This is a genomic window from Fodinibius sp. SL11 (assembly GCF_052060035.1).
Lineage (GTDB): Bacteria > Bacteroidota > Rhodothermia > Balneolales > Balneolaceae > Fodinibius.
In genome coordinates this window covers 1-25,805 of record NZ_JBPOEA010000007.1, presented here as the reverse complement: position 1 = coordinate 25,805, position 25,805 = coordinate 1, and the positions used below count along the sequence as shown (strand labels likewise).

Genomic DNA, 25,805 nt, shown 5'->3' with positions numbered 1-25,805 from the left:
GGCTTTTCAAAACTTAATGAAGTGTAATGCTGGACTTGTTTCAGAATCTGAATATGTCAGGCGATACTCAACATTCTCTCAATCGGCAAATGAGCCCGCTCGGCCAGTTCGGCATCTACTTTCACCTCATACTGCTCGTACTTTAACGCATCATACAGCTTTTCAAGGTTTATCATCTTCATATATTCACAAACCGAATTCTCATTCGCGGGATAGAATTTCTTGCCGGGATTTTCTTTCCGCATACGGTGTAAAATACCGGTCTCCGTAGCTACTACAAACTCCTCGGCATCAGATTCCTGGGCTTGCTTTAACATCCCGCTGGTGGAATGAATATGCCCATCCTTGCAATCAAAATACATCGCTGACTTCATCATACATGAGGTTGAGCACCCGCATTCAGGATGGATCAACACTTCCGCTTCAGGATATTCTTTCTGCTTGTCGGCAAGATTTAATTCCCCAATTTTTTCATGCACATGACACGCGCCATCCCAGATATTGAGCTCACGTCCCGTAACCATCTCCACATAGGATCCCAGAAACTTATCCGGCAAAAATAAAATCTCTTTATCCTCAGGAATCGATTCCACAATGTCCACTGCGTTTGATGAGGTACAGCAATAATCACACTCCGCTTTAATGGCTGCTGTGGTGTTGATATAGGTAACAACTACCGCATCAGGATGATCGGCTTTCCACTCTCGAAGCTGCTCGACCGTAATACTGTCGGCCAGCGAACATCCGGCATCCAAGTCGGGAATAAGCACGGTTTTATCCGGCGAAATAATCGACGCCGTTTCTGCCATAAAGTGCACCCCGCAAAAAACGATCATCTCGGCATCCGTTTTGGCCGCCTGATGGGAAAGGCCCAGTGAGTCCCCCAAATAATCGGCAATGTCCTGTACCTCGGGCACCATATAATTGTGTCCTAAAATGACTGCGTTTTTTTCTTCTTTTAGCTTTTTAATGCCCTCAACAAGTTCTTGGGTCTCCATAATTGTGATTAAATTCTACTTCTAATGTTTATTTGATATACGTTAATCGTTGACTAATATCGAAAGCCTCCACAGAGTGTGTTAGTGCTCCTACAGAAATATAATTAACGCCTGTAGCGGCAATTTCTTTTACGCTATCAAGTGATACATTACCCGAGGCTTCTGTCTTGGCAGCTGATCCAATAAGTTGAACGGCTTCTTTTATCTTTTCAGTACTCATATTATCAAGCATAATAATATCCACTCCTGCTGCAAGAGCTTCATTTACCTGGTCCAAGGTGGTTGTTTCAACTTCTACCGTAATTTGACTGTGACTTTCACGAATACTCTGCACTGCAGATGTGATACTACCAGCAGCCGCAATATGATTATCCTTAATCATCGCCATATCATAAAGTCCCATGCGATGATTTCTTCCGCCACCGGCTTTTACGGCATACTTATCCAACTGACGAAAACCCGGTACGGTTTTTCGCGTATCCAATATTTCTGTAGGATATCCACTAACAGCTTCTACAAACTTTCGTGTGATTGTAGCAATTCCAGACATACGCTGAGCTACGTTCAAGGCAATTCGCTCCGCTGTTAACAGGGCTCGAGCTTGGCCTTTCAAGATGACCATTTCACTACCTTGGCCCATCCATGTGCCATCCTTAATCTTTGGTTCCCATATCACATCAGGATCTAAATACTCGAAAATTCGTTGTGCAACATCGAGTCCCGCCACAACTCCCTGCTGCTTTGCCACCCAAATAGCCTGTGCCTGTTGGCTTTCATCTACGATGGCATTAGTCGTTACATCACCATCAGACACATCTTCTTCAAAAGCACGGTCAATAAGATCCTGAAGTATTGAGGGGTTTGCCTGATTCAAATCAGTAAAAATTCTACTTTTTTTATCCTTCTATTTATTCGCCCAAATATAACGGATCCGATTACTGTAACCAACTCCGCACATCTTCAAATAAAGGCTTACCAATGTGTTGAAGAAAAATATTCCATAAAAAAAGCCCCTCACCATTTGGTGAGAGGCTTTTTAACTGTTATTAAGATCTGCTGTTATTCCTTGTCATCATCATCGACAACTTCGAAATCAGCATCAACGGCATCATCTTCGTCACCACCTTCATCAGCTTCGGCCCCAGCGGCTCCGTTTGGAGCTCCAGCTCCGGCGGCTGCTCCTGCAGCGGCTCCCGGTCCGGCAGCACCGGCTCCGGGTTGACCTTGGGCAGCTCCCTGATAGATTTCTTGAGAAGCTTCTGACCATGCGTTATTCAATTCTTCCATGGCCTCATCAAGCTCATCCACTTTCTCTTGATCGTGGAGCTCTTTCACTTTCTCAAGTGCAGCTTCAATTTTCTCTTTGTTCTCGGCAGAAATTTTATCTTCATGCTCATCAAGCTGCTTGCGTGTAGAGAATACCAAGCTGTCCGCTTTATTCAACTTCTCAGCACGCTCACGGATACGCTCGTCTTCCTCTTCGTGCTTTTCAGCTTCTTCTTTCATCTTCTCGATCTCTTCTTCAGACAATCCGGAAGAAGACTCGATGCGAATGCTCTGCTCTTTTCCAGTACCTTTATCCTTGGCACTTACATTGAGCACACCGTCAGCGTCAATATCGAACTTAACCTCAATTTGAGGTACACCACGCGGTGCCGGAGGAATACCATCCAAGTGGAAACGTCCAAGTGTTCGGTTATCCTGTGCTTTGGCACGTTCACCCTGCAGCACGTGAATTTCTACGCTGGTCTGGTTATCAGCAGCAGTAGAGAATGTTTCAGTCTTGCTGGTCGGAATAGTGGTGTTCGATTCTATAAGCTGAGTTGAAACACCGCCAAGCGTTTCAATACCCAGTGACAATGGCGTAACATCAAGCAGTACAACATCATCAACATCGCCAGACATTACTCCACCCTGGATGGCCGCACCAACAGCTACAACCTCATCAGGGTTAACGCCTTTGCTTGGATCTTTACCAAAGAAATCTTTTACAACTTCTTGTATCTTTGGAATTCGGGTAGATCCACCAACCAAGATCACCTGATCAATATCATTCTTGGTCATATCAGCGTCGTCAAGTGCCTTCTTGCAAGGATCCATGGTCTTTTGAACCAAATCATCGATCATCTTTTCAAATTCTGATCGAGTAATATCAATGTTCAGGTGTTTTGGTCCAGAATCAGTAGCGGTGATAAACGGTAGGTTCACATTCGTTTTCTGTGAGCTTGAAAGCTCGATCTTGGCTTTTTCAGCAGCATCTTTAAGTCGCTGCATTGCCATTGGATCTTCACGAAGATCAATGCCTTCATCTTTCTTGAATTCCTTAGCCAGGTGATCAATCAGACGTGAATCGAAGTCGTCCCCACCAAGATGCGTATCGCCGCTTGTGGATTTTACTTCAAACACGCCGTCTCCCAGTTCAAGGATAGAGATATCAAACGTACCGCCACCCAAGTCGTAAACCGCAATGGTCATATCATCGTCTTTCTTGTCAAGACCATATGCCAGCGAAGCCGCGGTAGGCTCGTTAATAATTCGTTTTACTTCGAGTCCGGCAATTTCTCCCGCTTCCTGGGTAGCTTTACGCTGCGCATCATTAAAGTAAGCCGGCACGGTAATAACCGCTTCAGTTACATCTTCGCCAAGATATTCTTCCGCGGTCTGCTTCATCTTCTGAAGCACCATGGCAGAAATTTCCTGCGGGGCATATTTGCGATCTTCAATCTGAACGCGGGCCGTATTATTTTCACCTTTTACAATCTTGTAAGAAGCTTGCTTAGCCTCTTCTTTCACTTCGTCATAAAAGCGGCCCATGAACCGCTTGATTGAAGAAATCGTTTTTTCTGGATTCGTAATAGCTTGCCGTTTAGCAGGTGCACCAACTAAGCGTTCACCGTCTTTGGAGAATGCCACAACCGATGGGGTTGTTCGACCGCCTTCTGAGTTTTGAATAACAGTAGGCTCATTGCCCTCCATTACAGCAACGCAGGAGTTGGTTGTACCTAAGTCAATTCCTATAATCTTTCCCATAATAGTAGTTTATGATTTTTTGTTGTTTGTTTAATTCTTTGTGCAATTTCTTGTAAATCATGTCATCCCGAACTCGTTTCGGGATCTGCGCAACAGAAGTTTGTTTCGCAGTGCAGATGCTGAAACAAGTTCAGCATGACACTTGTATATTTTTATTTAATCGGAATAGATTCTGCATCATTGAGAACATCCGATTTGGGCATCGTAATCGTTAATACCCCATTGCGAAATACTGCATCAATTTCAGCAGTATTCACGTTCTCTGGCAACGCAAACGAGCGCGAAAATACGCCCGTAGAGCGCTCCTGGCGACGATAAACTTCAGAGTTGTCTAACTCCTCAGCCCGTTCGCCTTTCACCGTTAAAACATGCTCCTTGAGAGCAATATTAATTTCTTTCTTTGACAAACCGGGCAAATCCAGTTTAATCGCGTATGTTTCATCGCTTTCAACAATATCACAAGCTGGCGTAAAATCATGTCCCCTGTCTTCCAGAGGTACAATACGTTCCACAAAATCCTGTATATCTTTTCCCAGCTTGTTCAGCTGTCGTTCAATATCAACCGTAAAATCATTCATGGATTTACCCATTTCTTTCAAATTCACTTTTATATGAGCAATCACAATGCCAAGCTGTATAGGAGGGATACTTTTATGACGTATTGGCATTATTGCGTCATCAACAAGAGTGAATTGTCAGATTTGCGGATTGCCCAATCAATTCGTCAGAAGTGACAGATCATCCCAAAACGATGGGTAAGAAATGGCAGTACATTCGGCATCCTTTATCTGGGATGGTTGATCTCCCATCATACTCAATACAGCGGCCGACATGGCAATGCGGTGATCGTGAAAACTGTCATAGGATGCCGGTTCCGGTCTGAAGTCAGAGTCCCCTCTAATTTCAAAGCCATCTTTATGCTCGGTAACATCGGCACCAGCTTTTGACAACATTTCTCCCATTGCTTTCAGTCGGTCGGTTTCTTTGTGCCGCAACTCTTCTGCACCACTCACGTGTGAAACCCCGTCGGCAAAAAGCATGGCAATCATCAGGATTGGAATTTCATCAATGCAATTGGGGACGATCTCTTCTGTAATTTTAATCGGCTTAAGGTCAGAGCTGCAAACTGTTACATCCGCTACCGGCTCGGCACCTTCGTTGTGCTCATTGCGAACGGTAATATCAGCACCCATTTGTATTAGGATATCCAACGCTCCAAAGCGAGTGGGATTCATTCCTACGTTGGGCAGTGTGATTTCTGCATTGGAATGAACAGCTCCGGCCACCAGCCAAAAAGCGGCTGCTGAAAAATCATTGGGAATGCGATAATCTTGGGCAGGAATATCATCAGCTTGTGACGAATATATATGTCGTTGTCCATTTTTCTCCGTTATCGGCAAATCTAACAGCCGTTCGGTATGATCACGACTCGGTAGCGTTTCTATTACTTCGGTCGCCTTATCGCCAAACAAACCTGCCAGCAATACACACGACTTTAACTGTGCACTGGGTATAGGCAATGGAAAATGCAGCGGCTTTAGCGGGCCGGTCCGATTAATCTGCAATGGAGCAAAGTCATTTGCGCGAGCAGTAATTTCTGCCCCCATTTGGGTGAGTGGATCAATAATCCGTTTCATCGTGCGAGCTGACAGGGATTCATCACCAACAAGACGCGCCGAAACGCCCGACCCTGCAATAATACCGCTCAGCAGACGCATGGTAGTACCAGAATTTCCGCAGTTTAAATCTTCTTTGGGTGACTGCAATCCGTCCCGTCCTACCCCTTCCACTTCAACGGTGTTGCCAGTTTTACGAACCGTCACTCCCAATCCCTGCATACATTCGATTGTACTGTGTGGATCTGCAGCAGAAGAGAAATTGTGAATAGAAGATTGACCTTTGTGCAAGGAGGCAAACATAACCGAACGATGGGAAATAGATTTATCGGCCGGCAGCTTTATCGTTCCCTTTAAGATAGGTGCGGGACTAACTTCTTTTTTCATACCCTACTGTGAATCCAATATTCGTTTTGCATCTTTGGCCTGAGGCGTACCGGGATAATCTTCGACAAGCGTATTGAGCGTAGAGCGTGCTTCCCCAGTCTTTCCCATCTGAATATAACTTTCCGCCTGCTTTAACAGGGCTCGGGCCACCCAATTGCTAAATGCCTCATACAAAATATTTACATTGGCATAGGCCTTGACCGCCTGTTCGTAATTCCCCTGCTTCTGATACAGTTCACCTAAATAGTATTGGGCCTCAGCCCCCACTTCGGTGGTATTAGATTCCGCAATAGGCGATAACATATCTTCGGCTCGCTGATAATTTTCATTTTCAATAGCAATTTTTGCTAAACCAACCTTTGCTGGCTCATAATTTTCATTACCTTGCAGCGCCGATTGATAATACTTCTCAGCTTCACTAAGATTATTCATCGCCAGCTGCGCATTCCCCATACCAATGTATGCTTCATGCCGGTATTTCTGCTGCTGTTCAGCAAGCTGACTGAAATATTTAAAAGACTCTTGATAATTTACTCGGGAAAAAGCGATGCGGCCCAGTGATGCCAGCGATGGACCAACGCGCTCGGAATTTGGAAAGTCATTGACAATCATCTCATATTGGTCCACAGCCTTGGCAATTTGATCGGTTTGCTCATAAGCATTTGCCAAATTAAAATGGGCATCAGGCAATAGCTCCTGGTTATTGGTTATTCTGATATACTGCTGAAACTCATCAATAGCTGCTTGATAATTCCCTGACTGCATACGGTTATCAGCCTGTCGGAATCGAAGCCTGTCGGCCATTGACGTCTGGGGATGATCAGCAATAAAATCTTCTAAGATGGCCGAGCTCGAATCAGGTTGTCCCAATGACATCTGCGAATACTGAATTCCGTTCACGGCCTCAATGATATACTCGCTTTGCGGATACCCTTCCATCACATCTTTATAAGCGGCAATAGCTTCTTGATAATCACCGGCGTTATAATAGGCATCACCAATGTTGTATTGCGCACGCGCCGCCCATTCGGTATTGGGATATTTATTGATGACCTCCTGAAACTCTTCAACCGCCTGAGTATAATTCCCCGTATTCAAATAGATATAGGCGATATTATACTGGGCCTGTTCCACAAACTGACTATAGGGATAAATTCTTAGAAATCGCCGAAATGTTGTTACGGCTTCGTAGGTCTGTTCATCCCGATAGTAACTATTTGCCATTTGATACATTGCATAATCACCACCGGGTTCAGCCCCTATCGCTTCCTGATAATATGAAATAGCATTATCATAATCGTTAATTGCATAGTAGGCATCCCCTATGCGCAGCTGCGTATCCGTATCATAAGGATATAATGCCACATCGGGCGCTTCATAATCTTCATAAAATGTGACAAACGGATCAATCGACTGCTCATAATCGCCATTTTTAAAATAGCTCCAACCCAGTGCATAGTTCGCCGGGCCAATCATTTCATGATCCGGGTAACGACTGATAAATTCCGAAAACTGCTTGGCAGCCGGGCCATATTGCTGTATCTGATAAAGTGCATCGGCACTCCAGAAAAGTGCTTCCTTTCCCAACTTGGTTTCGGGCGCTTCATTATAAACCGACCTGAAAATAGGCTGGGCCTGCTTATATGCCTGATTACTGTACTGTACCCACGCTTTTTGAAACTTTGCCTGCCGCTTTATTGCGGGATCAACATCGGTAACTTTTTCGGCTGCCTCAAATGCCTGTAGGGCTCGTGTATATTCTTTGTTTGCAAAATATGCTTCCCCAAGCAGGGTATAAACTTTACCTTTCCAGTCCAACTCACGATCACTTCGCACCAGCGGCAGTAAGGCATTAATTGCTTCCGTATGCCGGCCGACCTCATACGCCGTCACCGCCCATTCGTAATAGGCCTGCTCTACCCAAAGTCCTTCTTGAAAACGATCCCCAAAAGAGCGAAACGTATTTAACGCCTCGGCATATCGTGACCCAAGCTTTTCATTTACCGCTTTATAGTACAATGCCTTTCGCGCCATTTCGTCGTCGCCCTCCGCAGCTTTAGAAAATTCATCGGCCGCCCAATGGTAAATCTCCTGTTTGTGATACAACCAGCCCAACCCATAATGGGCTACACGTACTCGATCTGTCCCCTCATTTAAATTTATATACTGCTTGTAATATCTCGAAGCTTCATCATACTTCCCCAGATAATTATTACTTTCTGCAATCAAATAAACCGCTTTGGAACGCATTGCACCATCAAGGTAAGGCATCGCATTTTTGAAGGCTTCAATGGCTTGCTGGTATTCACCCTGCTGATAGTACGACTCTCCTAACGCTGTGCCCACACGGCGGGTCATTTCGTTATTGGGATAACGGTCTTTCAAGATCTCAAAGGCAACCGTCGAAGAATCATATTTATTTTCGCTCAGATACAATCGTCCGCGCGTATATAATGCCTTAGCTGCCCATTCGCTTTTGGGGTATTTATCAGCCAACGTCATAAAATATTCGCGGGCTTCTACAAAATTACTATCCATGGCAGCTGATTCCCCCATCCAATAGTAGGCCTTAGCTGAAGCTTTTTTATCCAGTCCCAATTTTTGTGCGCGGCTATAATAGATTACGGCCTCTTTGTATCGGGCTGCACTATCGGCCTGCTGACCAAGATCAAAAAGCAGCTTCGAGGAGTAACTGGAAAACGGATAATCAGCAATAAACTCTTCAAAATTCGGTGATTTATTGATAGAATCCGTTTTAGCCTCAGCTCTTGCTAAATAATAGTTCGCCGTAGTAACAAGCTGATGATTTTCATGATCCCGGATAAAATGCTTGAATTCAGAAATAGATTCTTCAAAAAGCCCTTTATTAAAAAGGGTAACAGCATTGTCAAAGTCGTTAGAAGCCGACTCCTGTATTTCTTGCGCATGTAGTTGCGTAAAGACAGTGAGTATACCGATAAATAATAAGCTAATAATTCGGCGCACGTTTACCATTGATCAAATAAAATTCAGGTTTCAGTTATTACTGAATATACCAAGAATTGAGTATTTGTTCCGAAAATACCAGAAAGGAATTCCATTATACATAGATTTACATATCTATGTATTTTATCAGTTCATCAGCACGATATTCAAGGTCATTTTCGAGCACAGTACTCTCCGATTCCACAAGAACAGTGTACCCATATCTTTTGAGTGCGGCCGTTACCCGAGAAATATCCTCTAAGTTAAGTTTTACCGATACTTCAAATGCCTGGTGGTTGCCATCGGTACTTTCTACCGCTACTCCCAGAATTTTAGCCCCCTCGGCCTCAATAATTTGCACAATTTCGGAGAGCGAAAAGTCAATGGGCTCAATTTCAATCGTCAATACCGAACCCTTTTGTTCGAGATTCATCATCTTGGAGATCGACTCCAATATTTGCTGTTTGGTTATAACGCCCAAAAAAGAAGATTCTTTATTAACCAAGGGTAGTAAATTAAGCTCATATTGTAACATCAACCGAACCCCTTCAAAGATGTGCTGCCCTTCATAAATCTTGATGGCCTTATCCATCCGCAGTTCAGAGATATTCTGATCGTCTTCTGCTTCCAAAAGCTGGTCGCTATCTATCTGACCAATAAGTTTTTGCGTTGTGGGATCTACGACCGGTAATGCATTTACCTCTTCCTGCTCCAAACGGTCCCTGACTTCCTCAACGGTATCGGAACCTCGAAGAGGTTTAAACTCTGATTTTGTTATGGATTTATTTGCAAGCATTGGTAGATAATATAATACAATTTATTACATAACTGATTCGGCCGTATCAATATTGTCAAGTATAGCGTTAAGTCTCATTAGATCTGCTTTATCTATACTAAACGTAAGCTTTATATCTGAACCTACGTATTTTTTTTCTATAATATTTGCTTCGCGATGTAAAAATGCGACTCCTTCATACTTTGCTGCAGGGATGGTCCTCGTTTCTGTAACGAAATCTTCCTCAATAAGTTCCTTGATTCTATGTTCTAATTTATCCAGTCCAATGCCCCGCTCCGCAGAAATAAATACGGCATCAGGATAAGCCCGTTTTAGCTCGTTAATGCGATGCGAATCGATGGCATCCATCTTGTTAAACACAAGCAGACTTTTTTTATCATTGACATCCATATCCTCAAGGGTATCATTGACTACATCAATATAATCCTGCACAACACGGGATGAGGCATCTACTACATGCAATAAAATATCGCATTCGCGCACTTCATCGAGGGTAGATTTAAAACTCGCAATAAGATCGTGTGGCAGCTTCCGGATAAATCCTACTGTATCAGACAGAAGCGCTTCATGGTTACCAACTTCGTACTGTCGAACGGTTGAATCGAGTGTTGCAAACAGGCGATTTTCGGCCAATACTTTCGTATCCGTCAACCCATTCATCAATGTAGATTTTCCGGCATTCGTATACCCAACAAGCGAAATCCGTACTTTATCAGACCGCCCTTTACGTTGGGTCTGGCGCTGCTGATCAATTTTGTCGAGCTTGTCTTTGAGTGTAGCGATACGCTTGTCAATCATACGACGGTCCATCTCGATCTGTGACTCACCGGGGCCCCGTGTACCAATACCACCCTGTTGTCGCGATAAGTGCGTCCAAAATCGTGTCAGTCGGGGTAACAAATATTGTAACTGAGCAAGCTCTACCTGTGTTTTTGCGGCTGCGGTCTTTGCTCGAGAAGCAAAAATATCCAGAATCAATCCACTGCGATCCAGTACTTTAGCCTTGGTTTCTTTTTCGATATTCCGAATCTGGGTCGGTGAAAGGTCATCGTCAAATATAAACGTATCAATATTTCTATCCCCTTTCATCGACTTGAGTTGCCGCAACTTACCCGATCCAACATACGAAGACGGATCAGGATGCATGCGATTTTGCAGAACTTTATCTATCGTTTTACCGCCAGCGGTATAGGTGAGCAGTTCAAGCTCATCCAGATATTCCTCGGCCTGGATGCGCGGGGTTTCGGGACCATAAACTCCTACAAGAATGGCCCGCTCTTGAACAATATCAGAATTTCGTATCTCTTCAAACAAATGAGTAAAATCTAAAAGTTGTAATTGTGATTGCTACAGCTGTTTAAACTGCTGGATGTTTATATCATCCTTAACATAACAACGAATTCGCCGCCCGAGTTTATGAGAAATCAATTTTTTAAAAGGTTCTTTTTTGTAATGAGGTACATCAAGCTCCAAACGAATAAATTGATCGTTATTATCACTTTTATCAATGTTATAGATAAAAATATAATGCGTATAAGTTTCTTGTTCAGTTTCTACAAAATCACGGATCTGGTGCCAGGCTACGGTTTGTGATGGTTCATTTACGTTTTTCACAATGCCATGATCGGTAATATATCGTTTGGTTGCCAAAAAACTGGATGTAAACCAGCAAAATCCGAGCCAGCCATATATGCCGGCAAGTACTATTTCGCTTGTTGCTCCGCGGTATATTGCAGCGCCGGCCGCTACAAAAACCGTGACCATAAATAAGGTCGAAAACAGCGGATATCCTCCCAGTTTTCCGGTTTTCCAGCTCAACCGCACATTTCGTAACCGGACAACATTAATTAAAGAGAAAGTAGCCAACAAGGCTGCACCCAGCGTAAATAGACCCAATACCAACCAAAGGATAATATCTATCTCACTATTTACCATGTTATCTTACGTTGACTCGGCCTTGTATAGCCGGGTAATTAATGTTTCTATAACTAAAAAAAGCAATGCTATCCAAATAAACCAATTCCAAATCTCTTTTCCGAAAACAGAAGATCGCAGCTGCTCATCGAGTTTATCAGTCGAGAGATCATTTCCCGCAATAATATCGGGTGTATATATCTTGTCAGACAGTATATTTTGCCATTGCTTATCATCTAACGTATCAAAATACGATTCCATTATATTTTGATTTATCGCTACCTGTATTTCTTGGTCTCCGGCAGAAATTTCTAAGATTCCGGGTTCCCATTCCCTTCCCTCATAACTTATTTTCAGGCCATTGGCTTGTCGCAGAACATCTGGTTTGTAATCCGTTCCGTTGAGCGAAAGGATGATATCCGTTTCTGAGACATCCTCTACCCACTCAAAAGTATTGCCAAGCTGATGCTGCTGCAGCCCCCCTCGTTCAGGGGAAGAGGCATATAATATAGCCCGGTAATATAACGGAGCAAAAAGCGGATTCACCGGAAAGTTCGACCATCCCGGATCAGGGCCCAATGCCGAGGTAAGCAGCTTGCCTTCACCAAACTTGTGTTCAGCAAGCAAAATATCATTATTTTCAGCTTCTAAAAGAGTCAGGCTATTAGCTTGCGAAGCAGGCTCGTAGTGGTAGTAGTAGAACAGCGAAGGTAAGTCAACACGAATCTCCTCGTCTTGTTTCTTATTGAAAATATCATCTAATATAGGATGGCCTTCTTCAAGTGCCGCCATTTTCGAAATGGTTTCAAAAGAACCGTACTCTCCTATCACATTATCAAAACGACCGGCATTAAAAAGAGAAAAGAATTTATTATAGCTTTTTATTTCTCCCTGTTCCGATGGAAAAAACAGGATACCTCCACCGTCTTGTACATATTGGCGTAGCCCCTGATGCCAATATGCAGGGATATTGATCAACCCATTAAGTATTACCCCATCATAGTTGGTCCATTCTCCCTGTTCAATTTCGTCTACCTGTTTTTCCTCGAATAATATTCGGGCATTAGTTTCCCGTGCCGCCTTTAAAGCCGGAGCTATATATGATCTGAAAGATGAAGACTCCTGGCTGTTATTTACTAACAAAATTGATCGCTGCTGCGGAATACGTACTACAAAGTGTCTTGTATTATCATAATCTACTTGGTCACCCTCCAATAGAATTTGCCCGGACAGATATCCAATTTCATCCGGAATAATCTCAAATAAAAAATCTTTTGTTTCGCCCGCCTCCAAGGAAGTCTCATACTGGCCAGTCATCTCTCCTTCAACCTGCAACGAGACGAACTGATTAGCGACAGCTGCGTCACCGGTATTTTCCACTTCTACCGATAACGTTATCGGCGATCCGGGACTTAAGAGCTGATTCTGGAGTATAACTGACTTAACAGCCACATTTTGTTGCTTAGCTTCCTCCAGCCTTATAAGCTGAACTGACACCGATTGAGTTTCTGACCCATTATCGATATCGATCCCTTCCAAATCTGATAATTGGCTGGCCTGTCCATCAGAAATGACATATAACACCAATTGGGATTCCGGTGCCTCTTTCAACTGCCGATATACTTCCTTAAACTGATCTGTGGTATAATGACCACGATTAACAGCCGTTATATCATCAATCTCAGCAATCGCACGGTTGGCGCTGACAAAACCAGCATTTGTTGCATCAAGGATATTTGTCGTTTTTATAAGAAATTTATCATCAGAATTACCGTTTCTAACGATTCGGTTGCCAATAGTTTTCGCTTGCTCAATCAGGGGCCCATTAGTCCCAACCCGACTCATGCTAATACTATTATCAATTAAGATAGCTACTGATCGAGATTGCCCGGAACTTGCTGACCCTGTTATAGTTGGAGGCAAAAAAGGACGAGCCAAGGCAAGAGCTAAAAATAACACGGCAAGCGTTCGAAGCGCAAGCAGCAAATATTGTTTGATTCGTATACGACGAATTGTAATTTTACGAAGCTCGTTAAAAAAAGAAAGGGTTGAAAAAGCAACCTTTTGTGGCCGACGCAGATTTATCAAATGAATGATAACAGGTATTGCGACGGCCAAAAGCCCCAATAAAAATAGCGGATTAAGAAAGTTCATTTAAATCAAAATTGTTACTTTTAAAGGCTCAAAAAACATGCCTTGGCATAAGCTATTAAATTAACAGCGATATTTTAATAATATTACGTAGAAAATTTACCCCATTCATGAATACGTTGAAAGCTGCAGTACTTTATTTACTTACCATTTTACTATTAGCGTCATGTTCAAATATTTCCGACCAAAACTGGTCAGATGCGGTGCCCCAAAAAGCACCTTTTGTTATCATTCCCGATAAAGCAGCTACGCTCAATTCAGTTCTTAATGCATCTCACACTCCTTTATTAGATGACATCACATCTTCAGCCGTTCAACTTTTATCAAGGATAGACTCTACGGCTCAATCCCCAGTTTCATTAAATGCTGTCACACTCTATCCAGACACCGATAATAAGCTTGCTATTGTATGGATGGCTCAAGCATCCAGCGGTTTTATCGAACGGATGCAATCCAACTTTTACCTGGATTTTTCACAAAACCAGTACAGCTTTAACAACGTCAAGATACATATATTACATCTTGGTGACCGGAGACTTTTTGCAGCACAACTTCATGATGATCTATTCATGTCCGAATCCAGCCTTGCACTTGAAGAGTCCATCCGAGCGTATATAGGTACACAACCTCGGGCAAACCTTTCGGATATTACCCCCCAACCCGGGAATATCATTATGAATACTCCCTCTCTTGACAAATGGGCACAGCAACTATCCATGGTCACCTATCGTCCAATGATTATGAATGCCCTTGAGGGTACTGAACCAACATTATTATCCGTTAAACAAGAAGGCGAAGAGCAAGGTAGCATGATTGAACTTGCCGGCTCCATCCCACTCAACAAAAAAATCCCGTCTGACCTGGTCGCGGCCGTATCATCCACTAATGCCCCTATTGTTTTGGATCAATACATTTCTTCTAATGCAGCGGCAGCAGGACTGTTTCGCCTTGCACCCAGAAAAGTGCCCCCGACCACCCTGCCCGATACTACACGCTTAGATTCAGTTCTTATAAACGACCAAATTGCATTTTCTGATATTGCCAAAACACTTGACCCAGAATTTTCGCTGGTAATGTATGCTCAGTCCGGATTTCTTTCTACCGGCGAACATCTCTTTCTGCGAAAAGTGTCGGATGTCCCTGCTCTTCGTCGGGCTCTTAATTCACTTACTCGTGATAATCATATCCAACGCAGAGATGGAACGTATATCATTCAGAGTAACGCTATTGCCCAACTCATCGGAAGCTCTTTTTGTACCTTTCAGAATTTTTATCTGAATATAATCGGGGATGTCGTTGCGATCTCAAAACGTAAAGGACTTGTTGAAGCTGTTTCTTCTGACCGCAGTCGGCGTCGCACTATGTACTACGAACAAGCCTTTCGGGATATAAAAAAGGAACTGCCTGAAGAAATAAGTGGATTCTTTGTTGCTAATAATGACTTTTATTCGTTTGTAGAACCTTTTCTATCTCCGAATAATTATCTTAATGCACTTACTTCTAAATTTGATCTTATAACCGCATCGACCACAGCAAACAGCGGTAGCGACTTTTCCTTCAGTTTAAAAGCATATCAAACGCAAGATCGTACGGCACCATATCAAGAAAAATGGTTGTTCCCTACAGGCTCTGACTTATCTGGCAAACCAATTTTAGCTGATATTGGTGGCAGTGACAGAGATGAGGTTATTTTTGCTACGGAATCCGGCAATCTTTACGCTCTTGCAGCTGACGGAACGGTTGTATTACAAGCTAACACCGAATCTGATACCCCCATCGGATCTCCTGTTGTTTATGACTGGTATGGGACGAATCAAAATGTAATTCTGCTTGCTGCAGGTAACAAAGTATATGGATGGAATGATAATGGACAGCTTCTTCCCAAGTTTCCTTTCGCACTCAATGAAGAAATAACATCTCCATTAGTAGTAGAAGATATCGACCGAAACGGATTACCAAACGCAATGATTGCCACCGCTGATAGAAAGCTACACCTTTTGGATGGCCGTGGTGACAATATAGACGGTTGGCCTATTATTACGAATGCAGAAATAAAAACGCCTCCAACAGTTACCAACTATCAAGGTGCAGCAACAATCTTAGCATTCGCAGAAAATGCCCTCCATGGATGGCGAGCAAATGGTAAGGAGTTAAATGGATTTCCTAAATTCATCAATGCCTCATTAAACGGATCTCCGGTACTTTATGAAGGTAATATTTTAGGAAACGCCGCAGACGGTTATTTATACTCCATGGGCCCAAACAAGTTATTCGCAGATTCTCTCAACGTCTTTGAAACAAGTACCGAATCTTCTGATATCGAAGCTGTTTATGCCTCAAACAGTGCATTAGTAGGAACGCCTTCCATCAGCGAGTTAACCGTACAGGATGGAGACCGTACATATCGCGAACCGATGATATTAACAATGAGTTCAAATGGTTCCGTGTTTTTAATTAATCAGAAGGGTCAACTACGATTTACACAAAGTATGGGCCAGCCGGCTGCTCCCAAATTTTCACCTTTTATCTCAGATATTGATAAAAATGGCCAAGATGATATCATAGCATTAGCTAACTTCGGACGCCTCTACGCTTGGGAGATCCTCAACGGGGAACGTATTTATTCAGTGCCTACCAGCGGCATGCGATATCCTATTGTGACCGATATCGATGGTGATGGCTATAATGAACTTATTGCACAGACACGTGAGGGATTACGCACGTGGACGATCTTTGGTACAGATACCGATGATAGCAGTAATGATAACGAGACCGTTAAAAAATAATAGTTTATGTTACAGGATATCCCCTAAAGCCTGTCTCAGGTGAGCAAAATTGAACTCAAATCCAAGTTGCTGTAGCTTTTTTGGTTGCAAACGCTTGCTTGTAATTACGGGATTAGCAGCTTCCCCCAAGGCAATATCCAATACAAATTCTGGTACTCGAAACAGCGACGGGCGATGTAACTGGGATGCCAGTTCATTTGCAAATTCGTTCATCGTCACCGGATTAGGGGCATTTAAATTATATGGGCCCTCCAGTTCTACATTTTGTAAAGGAAACAGTAATCCACGGCATAAATCAAGCATATGGATCCAGGGGAAATATTGCTCACCACTGCCAATGGCCCCGCCTACAAAAAGTTTGAACGGAAGCAACATCTGTTGTAAGGCCCCACCGTCTTTTTCAAGCACTACCCCAATCCGCGGACTCGCTAACCGAACACCAAATTCAGTAACTGGCTGAGCGGCCTTCTCCCAATCCACACACACTTCGGACAAGAAACTGTCCCCGGCAGGTGCCGACTCATCTAACACGGTATCGCCCGCCGGCTTGTAATAATCAGCTCCCGAAGCAGAAATCATGACCTTCGGTGGATTGTCCGCAACCTTAATAGCTTCAACGAGTTGTTCCGTACTCTTTATACGGCTGGAATAGATTTTCTTTTTTACTTCCTCGGTCCACCGAGTTCCAAAAATAGAGGAACCGGCTAAATTTATCACCGCATCAGCCTCCTCCATTTCCGGCACCAGGTTATCATCCCAAGAAACAAATTGCTGATTTTTGGCCGTTTCATTCTCATATTCTCTTGGAGACCTGCTCACAATAGTTAAAAAATGTCCTTCTTGTAATAGTAAGGTTCGTAAATAGGACCCTATAAAACCGGTGCCTCCTGTAATTAAGATCTTCATAAATATTTTTCTTTTTTATTTATTTGAAGCTACTACATTTAGAATCTCAATAGCATTCCATTGCGAATCAGTTTTACTATGAATCATTCTTATCTCAGCAAAACATTAATTGGCATTCGCTTACTCCTGGGCATTCTGTTTTTGCTATCGGGAATCGGAAAACTCATCAGTGGTTCAGAAGCACGTTACCTCGTTGAGTTGTTAGCTACTGAATTTTACTGGCTTATTGAATATGCTAATTTTATTGTAATTGCGACATCAATTATCGAACTGGTTCTTGCAGTATTTCTTATCTGGAATAAATTGTTAAAATGGGCTCTGGCAGGCACAATGGCGATGCTCATCGGTTTCTCTTCTGTGCTTTCATATTTTTACTTACAGGGAATGTCAGTAGAAAATTGCGGATGCTTTGGTGCCTTTGGGTTTGCATCCGGACTGGAATTCACACTCATCCGGAATGCGGTACTTATCCTGCTTACCATCATTGCTTTTATACTGGCCTTAAAAATACCGTCTGCACAAACTGATCTCGAGAAGTCCTAATTTCGAGATACTCCTAACCCCGGAGCATCTGAAAGAGCAATTTCCTTATCACCGGTAAGCGTCAAGCCCGAAAAGGGATCGTTGTTAATCAGCAAATGGCCGTCAAGATCTACGTAATCAGCCCATGCTCCCAATAACGCCCCTGCGGATATCCCCAGAGAACTTTCAATCATGCATCCAATCATCACCTTAAGATCACGCTCACGCGCTTTCTCAATCAGCTTTAAGGCTTCAACCATACTTCCTACTTTCTGGAGCTTAATATTGATCCCATCAAACTGATCCGCTATTTCATCCAGATACTCACTGCCCACAAAACTTTCATCGGCAATAATAGGTAGTGGCGACCATTCTTTTAACTGAACCAACTTCTGGTTGCACGAAGCAGGCATGGGCTGTTCAATAAATTCTACATTTTTATCTGCCAGAAAACGGATCTGCTCTTTCGCCGTTTCTAAATCCGTCCAGCCTTCATTCGCATCTACCCGAATTGTTTGATCTGATATTTCACGAATACCTTCAATAATTTCTTTATCCCTGTCCGTTCCCAGCTTTACTTTCAATATGGGATAATCTTCTGCTCCTTTCACTTTTTGCTGTATGATATCAATTTCATCCAGACCAATCGTAAATGAAGTAGGCGGGGTTGTTTGAGAAGGAGCATTCCACAATTTCCAAAGCGGTTGATTCTGACTTTTACCCCACCAATCCAGCCATGCCATTTCTACTGCAGTCTTGGCCGATTGTACCGGATTATCTATTTGCTTCAATTTTTTCCATAAGGCATCAGCAGATTCGATATCATCAAAAAATGATTCGGGAAGCTTTTTTAAAAATAAGACAACGGTATCAGCATCTTCATTATACCGACTGTTGGGACCAGCTTCGCCCAAACCGGTGACACCGTCAGCGGTTAAAGAAACCAACACATTGGGCACCGTCTCTTTTGTCCCGCGTGCAATAGTAAAGGGGTGGGAAGGAACAAGTTCGAGCTTTTCAAATTCGAGCTTAAAACGAGACATATCCTAAAATTTTGAGTACATATAAATAAAGATAAAATACGGGACCTGCTAAGATGAGGGCATCAAAACGATCAAAAAAACCACCATGCCCGGGTAAAATATCAGAGGCATCTTTAGCATTAGCGGCGCGTTTTATTCTACTGGCCATAAGGTCACCAATGGGGCCAAATACGCTTATCAGCAACGCTACTGGAGCCAAAATGAGCAATGAGACTGAAAGATCTATCGGCACAGCATAATAAGCAATTGTTAATCCTACCAATGCTCCAAGAATTCCAAAGAAAAAACCTTCCCACGTTTTGTTAGGACTTATGGCAGGGGCTAATTTATTTTTTCCGAGATATTTGCCCCCGAAATAGGCAAAAACATCATTCCCCCAAACCATAAGTAGTAAACCAATGGTTAAGGCAAAGCCAATACTTGAGGAGCCTGTATTTCTGATCAAAATAATTGCCAACAATCCCAGCGGCGCATAAATACCGCAAAAGAAAGTGCCTATCACTTGTTTTAATGCTTGGTCACCGGATTTAAAAATTTGTATAGCTATAAATAGCAGGAAGATCGCCATTCCAATGGGAACGACATGCGGCAAGTAGGGACTCAATAATATCCATAAGCCTATGGTATATGGGAAGAGATTATCCGGCTCGAAACCCACCCCAGCAGCCAGCATGGACAGCTCTCGCTGAATAAAAAGGGCAACCAAAATAATTAATCCAACAAAGTAAAAATTACCGAGCCAAGTAATAAATATAAAGAAAGCCGCAGCAGGGACAGCAAATAGAATACGTTTTGTAAGCTCAGTCACAGATCAATTATTCTTCTTCGTTGGTTCCTTCTTCCGGCAATTCAAACTCGGCCAATGCTTCTCGGGCTTCCTTTTCGTACTCATTGGGAACATATAAATATACCATTCCCATTTCGCCATAATTTACACTAAATGAAGAATCTCGTTTGGACAAGATGTTAGAGGGAATATCGAGGCTGGCAAGGTAATTTTTAGCACTTTCCACTTCGTATTCCGTACCGCCCTCCATAACACAAGCCCAATTTTCAATATCATTTGGTTCAGAACCTTTAAACATAATTAACCTCCTTAGGCTATTGATTTCTTATTTTGATCATATAACCAATATACAATATAAGCAGAAATTAACAGACTGATTATTACGGCCCACAGAGGTGGCATTGTTTCGGGCGTAATTTCAGCAAAAGCTGATTCTGGATAATAAGTACCAACCAACACACTACCACCGTTATTAACCAAGTGCGCAACTATCGCCGGCAGAATACTTTCGGTAATCCAAGTCAAATACGCAAAAAGCATTCCCAGGGTAGCAAGAGGAATTAAATTACTTAACTGCACATGATATAATCCAAAAAGCAATCCTGAAATAATAATGGCCGGCCAGATACCCCAACTTTTTTGAAAAGCACTCATCACGTATCCACGATAAAGGGTTTCTTCACAAATTGCAGGGACCAGTGCTACATGAAATAAGGTAAGGACCAACATGTGATCGCCCCGCAGATAGTTTTCAATCATCTGCATCTGCGTATTTTGCATATTGCTAAACATTTCGGGAACCGGCAAAAGAGCATTGATCCATGATAGAAACCAAATAGTCGGCTGTATCGCAATAATTAATACAATTGTTATGGCTGACTTTCGAAGAGTATTGGGAGGGATTTTAAATCGAAGAAACGAATTTCGTCCCTCTTTAGAACTGTGCAGTCGTGTAAAAAACCATGTTGCTAATCCCAGAAATAAAATCTGTCCCGCCGAATTACCAATGAAAAGCAGATCCAGATTTTCAGTAAGTTGCGTCATCATCTCGTTAGCATTGGCACTTATACCACCTTTCATCAACATAAGGGCAATAGCCACCACAGAAGCCGTCACCTGAAATAGTATAAAGGCCGCTATAATCCAGAGAAGAGCCAACGCCCAGTCAGAAAAACCGTTGCGCTCAGCCCATGATTTGTAACTTGTATCAGTAGTAACAGACTCAGATGTTTTGTGATTTTGCAACTTATCTTATACCTAAATTATCCTTCTTTATTTCCGAAAATCTTGGCTCCTATCATCCCTGTCAAAACATTTAAAATACCATACATGGGTAGGTTATATAAAAGCTGAGTGCCTATACTATTTTGGCTGCGCATGTTTTGGACTGTAGCATCAATCATCTGTTGCTTTTGAGCATCAGGCAAATCTGACGCCTCAAAATTAGCAATTGTACTATCGATCAGTTTTTGTGTCATATCAGGATCAATAAACTGCCAAATCTGATTTAGTATAACCGTGACTACAGCAATAGCAATACCTGTAAATAAACCGATAAGTGCTCCCCGTCCAAGTTTTATGCTGACATCATATTCATTCGCATAGTGCCAAATAGCCAGCATACCCCCAAAGGCACCAACTAAACAAACGAGTACTCCCAACAGCTGCACCGGTGAAAGTAGTGAGCCTGTAGGCTCCGAATTAATTACTGAATAACTTGTTACTAATGACAGTGCAAAAACAATAATCCCAAATATCAATCCTGCAATTCCTACTGATGTCCAATATGGCGGTTGATTTTGCTGCTCTGCTTGTTGTTCTGCTACTTCATCCATGATGATCCCTTTTTGTTTTAGTTATGATGAAAAAAATCTCCGACAAAAATTAGTGCTGCTGAACTTCCCAGCAGACCCCCTAACACCGTTCGAGATACCAACGTATTCTGCCAAAGGCCAAAGAAGTTTCCGGCAGCGTCAATAATATTAAATAATAGCACAACTACTACAATTTTCTTAATAGATGCCATCCTTTTTATGCCAGTTAGTGAGATAACTGGCAATAGCACCCATCCCATTGCAAAACCTGAATAAATTCCAATGCACCTGCTGCAAACAGCCATAGGTTGTCCATTAATCCAAAACGAGCGATCCGCAATTTGATGACATAAACCATAGAAGGTCCTATGCTGCCATTGCATCGGCCATGGAGAAGATTGACTAAATAATCCCCCACCAATAGCAACAAGTACAACAACAATAACCAATACTAATATCGCCACATATAATATTGGCTGACGTATTTGCATAATAGTTTTACTCGTTGACTGCTTTCTTTAGTCCCTCAATAAAATCTGATGGAGCCCTACACGGTTTGCGGGTATCCTCTTTCATAAAACAAAGCTCAACTTTCCCTTGAATATGGGGGGCTTCTCGGCGTTCAGTTGTTACGTAATAAAACGTTTCGAGCCGAACGGTGGGGATATCAAACAACAATACCTCAACATCCATCAGTTCATCATAAAAAACCGGTGATTTATAATCCACTTGGGTGTGTATTACCGGAAGCATTACACCATTTTGCTCCAATTTAGCATAAGGCAATCCAAGCGATCGTATCATTTCGGTACGCGCTTCCTCAAAATATTCGAGGTATCGCCCGTAATAGACATATCCCATCTGATCCGTTTCGCCATATCGGCTGCGGAGCTGATGGGTATAACGGTAAATAGGATCTTTATCCGGAAACAACGAAATCTCTACTTTTTGTTAGATACTCTTTTGAATTCACCCATATTGGCATATTTATCAATTCGTGATTCAACAAGCTTTTCGGGTGACTTCTTCTTAAGTCGTTTTAGTGATTTCAGCAGTTGCTCTTTAACTGCCTTAGCAGCTTCATCATAATTCCGGTGGGCTCCGCCAAGCGGTTCCTTGATGATACCATCAATAACATTCATACCCTCCAAATCTTTGGCCGTCAGTTTTAATACAGCTGCCGCTTGTTCTTTGTAATCCCATGTTTTCCAAAGAATAGATGAACAAGATTCTGGAGAAATTACTGAATACCAAGTATTCTCCATCATATATACCTCATTCCCCATTCCAATACCAATAGCTCCGCCACTGGCACCCTCTCCAATTACAACCGTAATGATGGGCACTTTCAGCGTAGCCATCATCTTAAGATTCTTTGCAATAGCTTCGGCCTGGCCGCGTTCTTCGGCCTCCAATCCAGGATAGGCACCGGGAGTATCAAGTAAGGTAATCACCGGGATATCAAATTTTTCGCCCAGCTTCATCAAACGATGAGCTTTGCGATATCCTTCGGGATTTGCCATTCCAAAATTACGATACTTTCTGCTTTTAGTATCACGGCCTTTTTGATGCCCCATAATAACCACAGACTGTCCATCAATAGTTGCAAAACCACCTACAATGGCCTTGTCATCACTGTGATAACGATCACCGTGAATTTCAACAAAATTTTCAGTGACTTTATAGATATAATCCAGCGTATAGGGGCGTTCAGGATGGCGGGCTAATTGTACCCGCTGCCAACGTGTTAAGTTTGTGAATATTGATTCTCTAAGTTCATTAACACGCTTTTCGAGTCGTTTTATCTCTGGGGAAAGCACCTCATCATCCGCAACAGATAATCCACTCAACTCTTTGATCTTATTTTCCAGATCGGCAATCGGTTGTTCAAAATCTAAATACTGCATATACGATTTTTATCACTTAAAAATGACTTCAAATATAAAAACTACTCCAAAGATATTAAGAAGATATCGTACAACCTAAAGGGTCCCAAATATACTTTGGATTTTTAGCGTCCAAACCCGCCAAATAGCTTCCCAAACAATTGATTTTGACATTTTTGATACGCCTTCTTCTCGTTCTCGAAAAATAATAGCCACCTCTTTCAAGGTAAATCCGGCTTGCCATGCTCTAAAATGCAATTCAATTTGAAAGGCATAACCGTTCGATCGAATCTTGTCTACCGAAATGCTTTCAAGCACTTTTCTATGAATACATTTAAATCCGGCTGTAGTATCAAAAATGGGTAAGCCGGTAACAAATCGGGCATAAAGATTGGCACTATATGATAAAATCAAACGACTCAACGGCCAGTTAATGATACTTATGCCGTTGGCGTAGCGAGATCCAACGGCCACATCAGCCCGGCCCGATTTGACTTCGGCAATGAGCCTGGGAACATCTTCTGGATTGTGCGAGAAATCAGCATCCATTTCACAGATATACGAATACTCTCGCTCGAGACTATATTTAAATCCTTCCACATAAGCTGTTCCCAATCCCAATTTTCCCGAACGCTCAATAAGATGCAATCGATCTCCAAATTTATCTTGTGCTTTTTTGACCAAATCAGCGGTTCCATCAGGTGAACCATCATCAACAATAAGTAAATCAATATTTTCATCTTGATTTAATACCTGCCCGACAATCTCCGAAATATTATTCGCTTCGTTATACGTGGGAATAATTACTAATGTCTCTTTAGACATAAATCTTATAAAGATAATTATTTCTGCTATTCTATATACGCTTTTTCTCTTTAAATGTATTAAGAATACAAAATAGCTTATTAATGTTGCATAAATAATTTTCCTATCTTCAGCGACTAAGAATATAAAATAATTACAAACTTATTAATATTTATTAGCCATTGTTTAAATTAGAAAAGACTGCCTCGTCAACCAAAGCCCGGTTGGGAACGCTCAATACGGATCACGGAAAAATAGAAACCCCCATATTTATGCCGGTGGGAACGCTGGGAACCGTAAAAGCGGTAAAGCAAGATGAACTCATTGACAAAGTAAAAGCCCAGATAATACTTGGGAATACGTATCATCTTTATCTGCGCCCCGGTTGTGATATTATTGAAGGAGCCGGCGGACTTCATTCCTTTATTAATTGGGATCGTCCGATTTTAACAGATTCAGGGGGATATCAAATCTTTTCCCTATCTGATAACCGGGAGCTTACTGAAGAAGGCGCAAAATTCAAGAGTCATATTGATGGCTCCAAACACATGTTTACACCTGAAAACATCGTAGATATTCAGCGCACGTTAGGTTCCGATATTATGATGGTTTTGGATGAGTGTCCGCCTTATCCCAGTAGCTACGAATACGCCAAAGAATCAATGGAACTTACGCATCGTTGGGAAAAACGTGGCCGTGAGGCTTTTTTAGAGACAGAACCAAATTATGGGCATAAACAGGCTCAGTTTGGTATTGTTCAAGGGGGCACCTACGAAGATCTTCGAATAGAATCCTCAAAATTTGTTACTGACCTTGATTTTGAAGGTATTGCTATAGGTGGGCTTAGCGTGGGAGAGCCTACAGAGCTGATGTATGAGTTGACCGATTTGAATACTGACTATCTGCCTGAAGAGAAACCTCGATATTTAATGGGGGTAGGTAAACCGGAAAATCTCCTGCACGCAATTGCCCGGGGTGTTGACATGTTTGATTGTGTGCTTCCGACGCGAAATGCTCGAAACGGACAAATCTTTACTAAAAACGGATACATTAATATTCGTAATGCCAAGTGGAAAAACCATCAAAAACCGTTAGATCCAGACTTTCCCACTGATCTCTGCCAGAAATATAAAATGTCTTATATCCATCACTTATTTCGCAACAATGAATTGCTTGGATTGGAATTGGCCTCCCTCCATAATCTCACATTCTACTTGTGGCTGATGGATGAAGTAAAAGAGCGAATTAGTAATGACACCTTCCATAATTGGTACAAAGAAAAGGCTGAGGTCTTAGCTACCAAAATTTAATCCTAAGTTTCAAGAACAAAAAAAGCCCTACACGCGGGGCGTGCAGGGCGGATCGAACGATAAAAAAAAGAGCGGGCGGGGACCTACGCTT

The 25,805-nt window shown here is 42.4% G+C and carries 23 protein-coding genes; 3 read left to right on the top strand and 20 right to left on the bottom strand.

The features are described 5' to 3' along the window. Positions 1-56: 56 nt before the first annotated feature. The 10 genes from nadA to ACQ76V_RS09665 all read right to left on the bottom strand — a co-directional run bounded on the left by nadA (position 57) and on the right by ACQ76V_RS09665 (position 13,859). Positions 57-998: a quinolinate synthase NadA gene (gene nadA / locus ACQ76V_RS09710; RefSeq protein WP_441000300.1), complete on the bottom strand. Its 942-nt coding sequence runs from the start codon at positions 996-998 to the stop codon at positions 57-59. Positions 999-1,026: 28 nt separating this feature from the next. Continuing rightward, positions 1,027-1,872: a carboxylating nicotinate-nucleotide diphosphorylase gene (gene nadC, locus ACQ76V_RS09705; protein ID WP_441000299.1), complete on the bottom strand. Its 846-nt coding sequence runs from the start codon at positions 1,870-1,872 to the stop codon at positions 1,027-1,029. Positions 1,873-2,057: 185 nt separating this feature from the next. Continuing rightward, on the bottom strand, positions 2,058-4,028 hold the full coding sequence (gene dnaK / locus ACQ76V_RS09700) for a molecular chaperone DnaK (RefSeq protein ID WP_441000298.1): 1,971 nt from the start codon (positions 4,026-4,028) through the stop codon (positions 2,058-2,060). A 152-nt stretch (positions 4,029-4,180) separates the two neighbouring features. Beyond that, positions 4,181-4,696, bottom strand: a complete 516-nt coding sequence (locus ACQ76V_RS09695; protein WP_441000297.1) for an Hsp20/alpha crystallin family protein — start codon at positions 4,694-4,696, stop codon at positions 4,181-4,183. 48 nt (positions 4,697-4,744) lie between these two features. Continuing rightward, positions 4,745-6,031 carry a 3-phosphoshikimate 1-carboxyvinyltransferase gene (aroA, locus tag ACQ76V_RS09690; protein WP_441000296.1) on the bottom strand — a complete coding sequence of 429 codons (1,287 nt, stop codon included), beginning with the start codon at positions 6,029-6,031 and terminating at the stop codon, positions 4,745-4,747. A 3-nt stretch (positions 6,032-6,034) separates the two neighbouring features. After that, positions 6,035-9,016 (bottom strand): tetratricopeptide repeat protein, encoded by a 2,982-nt coding sequence (locus ACQ76V_RS09685; RefSeq protein ID WP_441000295.1) that lies wholly within the window; start codon positions 9,014-9,016, stop codon positions 6,035-6,037. A 106-nt stretch (positions 9,017-9,122) separates the two neighbouring features. Then, positions 9,123-9,791, bottom strand: coding sequence for a CBS domain-containing protein (locus ACQ76V_RS09680; protein WP_441000294.1), 669 nt, complete (start codon positions 9,789-9,791; stop codon positions 9,123-9,125). A 24-nt stretch (positions 9,792-9,815) separates the two neighbouring features. Continuing rightward, complete coding sequence (gene hflX / locus ACQ76V_RS09675) at positions 9,816-11,105, bottom strand: GTPase HflX (protein ID WP_441000293.1); 1,290 nt, start codon at positions 11,103-11,105, stop codon at positions 9,816-9,818. Positions 11,106-11,138: 33 nt separating this feature from the next. Continuing rightward, the gene (locus ACQ76V_RS09670; RefSeq protein ID WP_441000292.1) at positions 11,139-11,726 is read right to left on the bottom strand and encodes a hypothetical protein; all 588 of its coding nucleotides are present in this window, start codon (positions 11,724-11,726) and stop codon (positions 11,139-11,141) included. 6 nt (positions 11,727-11,732) lie between these two features. Further along, on the bottom strand, positions 11,733-13,859 hold the full coding sequence (locus ACQ76V_RS09665; RefSeq protein ID WP_441000291.1) for a BatA domain-containing protein: 2,127 nt from the start codon (positions 13,857-13,859) through the stop codon (positions 11,733-11,735). A gap of 107 nt (positions 13,860-13,966) precedes the next feature. Here ACQ76V_RS09665 and ACQ76V_RS09660 point away from each other — a divergent pair, with 107 nt between their 5' ends. Further along, on the top strand, positions 13,967-16,642 hold the full coding sequence (locus tag ACQ76V_RS09660) for a hypothetical protein (RefSeq protein WP_441000290.1): 2,676 nt from the start codon (positions 13,967-13,969) through the stop codon (positions 16,640-16,642). A 9-nt stretch (positions 16,643-16,651) separates the two neighbouring features. Here ACQ76V_RS09660 and ACQ76V_RS09655 read toward each other — a convergent pair whose 3' ends face one another. After that, positions 16,652-17,548 carry a TIGR01777 family oxidoreductase gene (locus ACQ76V_RS09655; protein ID WP_441000289.1) on the bottom strand — a complete coding sequence of 299 codons (897 nt, stop codon included), beginning with the start codon at positions 17,546-17,548 and terminating at the stop codon, positions 16,652-16,654. Between the two features lie 78 nt (positions 17,549-17,626). Between ACQ76V_RS09655 and ACQ76V_RS09650 the strand changes: the two genes are divergently transcribed. Next, complete coding sequence (locus ACQ76V_RS09650) at positions 17,627-18,091, top strand: MauE/DoxX family redox-associated membrane protein (RefSeq protein ID WP_441000288.1); 465 nt, start codon at positions 17,627-17,629, stop codon at positions 18,089-18,091. On the opposite strand, the gene ACQ76V_RS09645 is transcribed toward ACQ76V_RS09650, so the two are convergent. The 9 genes from ACQ76V_RS09645 to ACQ76V_RS09605 all read right to left on the bottom strand — a co-directional run bounded on the left by ACQ76V_RS09645 (position 18,088) and on the right by ACQ76V_RS09605 (position 24,425). Beyond that, on the bottom strand, positions 18,088-19,113 hold the full coding sequence (locus tag ACQ76V_RS09645; protein ID WP_441000287.1) for a dipeptide epimerase: 1,026 nt from the start codon (positions 19,111-19,113) through the stop codon (positions 18,088-18,090). The genes ACQ76V_RS09650 and ACQ76V_RS09645 overlap by 4 nt on opposite strands. Then, a complete protein-coding gene (locus ACQ76V_RS09640) occupies positions 19,100-19,921 on the bottom strand; it encodes a phosphatidate cytidylyltransferase (protein WP_441000286.1) in 822 nt (273 codons plus the stop codon). The genes ACQ76V_RS09645 and ACQ76V_RS09640 overlap by 14 nt, the downstream gene beginning before the upstream one ends. Positions 19,922-19,928: 7 nt before the next feature. Further along, positions 19,929-20,198, bottom strand: a complete 270-nt coding sequence (locus tag ACQ76V_RS09635; protein ID WP_441000285.1) for a hypothetical protein — start codon at positions 20,196-20,198, stop codon at positions 19,929-19,931. A gap of 11 nt (positions 20,199-20,209) precedes the next feature. Continuing rightward, positions 20,210-21,145, bottom strand: coding sequence for a lysostaphin resistance A-like protein (locus tag ACQ76V_RS09630; protein ID WP_441000284.1), 936 nt, complete (start codon positions 21,143-21,145; stop codon positions 20,210-20,212). A gap of 17 nt (positions 21,146-21,162) precedes the next feature. Continuing rightward, the gene (locus ACQ76V_RS09625; RefSeq protein ID WP_441000283.1) at positions 21,163-21,735 is read right to left on the bottom strand and encodes a DUF4199 domain-containing protein; all 573 of its coding nucleotides are present in this window, start codon (positions 21,733-21,735) and stop codon (positions 21,163-21,165) included. Positions 21,736-21,752: 17 nt separating this feature from the next. Then, a complete protein-coding gene (locus tag ACQ76V_RS09620; RefSeq protein ID WP_441000282.1) occupies positions 21,753-22,205 on the bottom strand; it encodes a DUF2085 domain-containing protein in 453 nt (150 codons plus the stop codon). 7 nt (positions 22,206-22,212) lie between these two features. Beyond that, positions 22,213-22,647 carry an acyl-CoA thioesterase gene (locus ACQ76V_RS09615; protein WP_441000281.1) on the bottom strand — a complete coding sequence of 145 codons (435 nt, stop codon included), beginning with the start codon at positions 22,645-22,647 and terminating at the stop codon, positions 22,213-22,215. An 8-nt stretch (positions 22,648-22,655) separates the two neighbouring features. Continuing rightward, positions 22,656-23,621, bottom strand: coding sequence for an acetyl-CoA carboxylase carboxyltransferase subunit alpha (locus ACQ76V_RS09610; protein WP_441000280.1), 966 nt, complete (start codon positions 23,619-23,621; stop codon positions 22,656-22,658). Positions 23,622-23,696: 75 nt separating this feature from the next. After that, positions 23,697-24,425, bottom strand: a complete 729-nt coding sequence (locus ACQ76V_RS09605) for a polyprenol monophosphomannose synthase (protein WP_441000279.1) — start codon at positions 24,423-24,425, stop codon at positions 23,697-23,699. A gap of 161 nt (positions 24,426-24,586) precedes the next feature. Between ACQ76V_RS09605 and tgt the strand changes: the two genes are divergently transcribed. Then, positions 24,587-25,714 carry a tRNA guanosine(34) transglycosylase Tgt gene (gene tgt / locus ACQ76V_RS09600; protein WP_441000278.1) on the top strand — a complete coding sequence of 376 codons (1,128 nt, stop codon included), beginning with the start codon at positions 24,587-24,589 and terminating at the stop codon, positions 25,712-25,714. Positions 25,715-25,805: the final 91 nt, after the last annotated feature.

Excerpts from the sequence above, each read along its gene's own strand:
- nadA (WP_441000300.1), bottom strand. The coding sequence starts at position 998 with ATGGAGACCCAAGAACTTGTTGAGGGCATTAAAAAGCTAAAAGAAGAA.
- dnaK (WP_441000298.1), bottom strand. The coding sequence starts at position 4,028 with ATGGGAAAGATTATAGGAATTGACTTAGGTACAACCAACTCCTGCGTT.
- ACQ76V_RS09695 (WP_441000297.1), bottom strand. The coding sequence starts at position 4,696 with ATGCCAATACGTCATAAAAGTATCCCTCCTATACAGCTTGGCATTGTG.
- aroA (WP_441000296.1), bottom strand. The coding sequence starts at position 6,031 with ATGAAAAAAGAAGTTAGTCCCGCACCTATCTTAAAGGGAACGATAAAG.
- ACQ76V_RS09680 (WP_441000294.1), bottom strand. The coding sequence starts at position 9,791 with ATGCTTGCAAATAAATCCATAACAAAATCAGAGTTTAAACCTCTTCGA.
- ACQ76V_RS09670 (WP_441000292.1), bottom strand. The coding sequence starts at position 11,726 with ATGGTAAATAGTGAGATAGATATTATCCTTTGGTTGGTATTGGGTCTA.
- ACQ76V_RS09665 (WP_441000291.1), bottom strand. The coding sequence starts at position 13,859 with ATGAACTTTCTTAATCCGCTATTTTTATTGGGGCTTTTGGCCGTCGCA.
- ACQ76V_RS09660 (WP_441000290.1), top strand. The coding sequence starts at position 13,967 with ATGAATACGTTGAAAGCTGCAGTACTTTATTTACTTACCATTTTACTA.
- ACQ76V_RS09655 (WP_441000289.1), bottom strand. The coding sequence starts at position 17,548 with ATGAAGATCTTAATTACAGGAGGCACCGGTTTTATAGGGTCCTATTTA.
- ACQ76V_RS09650 (WP_441000288.1), top strand. The coding sequence starts at position 17,627 with ATGAATCATTCTTATCTCAGCAAAACATTAATTGGCATTCGCTTACTC.
- ACQ76V_RS09645 (WP_441000287.1), bottom strand. The coding sequence starts at position 19,113 with ATGTCTCGTTTTAAGCTCGAATTTGAAAAGCTCGAACTTGTTCCTTCC.
- ACQ76V_RS09635 (WP_441000285.1), bottom strand. The coding sequence starts at position 20,198 with ATGTTTAAAGGTTCTGAACCAAATGATATTGAAAATTGGGCTTGTGTT.
- ACQ76V_RS09625 (WP_441000283.1), bottom strand. The coding sequence starts at position 21,735 with ATGGATGAAGTAGCAGAACAACAAGCAGAGCAGCAAAATCAACCGCCA.
- ACQ76V_RS09620 (WP_441000282.1), bottom strand. The coding sequence starts at position 22,205 with ATGCAAATACGTCAGCCAATATTATATGTGGCGATATTAGTATTGGTT.
- ACQ76V_RS09610 (WP_441000280.1), bottom strand. The coding sequence starts at position 23,621 with ATGCAGTATTTAGATTTTGAACAACCGATTGCCGATCTGGAAAATAAG.
- ACQ76V_RS09605 (WP_441000279.1), bottom strand. The coding sequence starts at position 24,425 with ATGTCTAAAGAGACATTAGTAATTATTCCCACGTATAACGAAGCGAAT.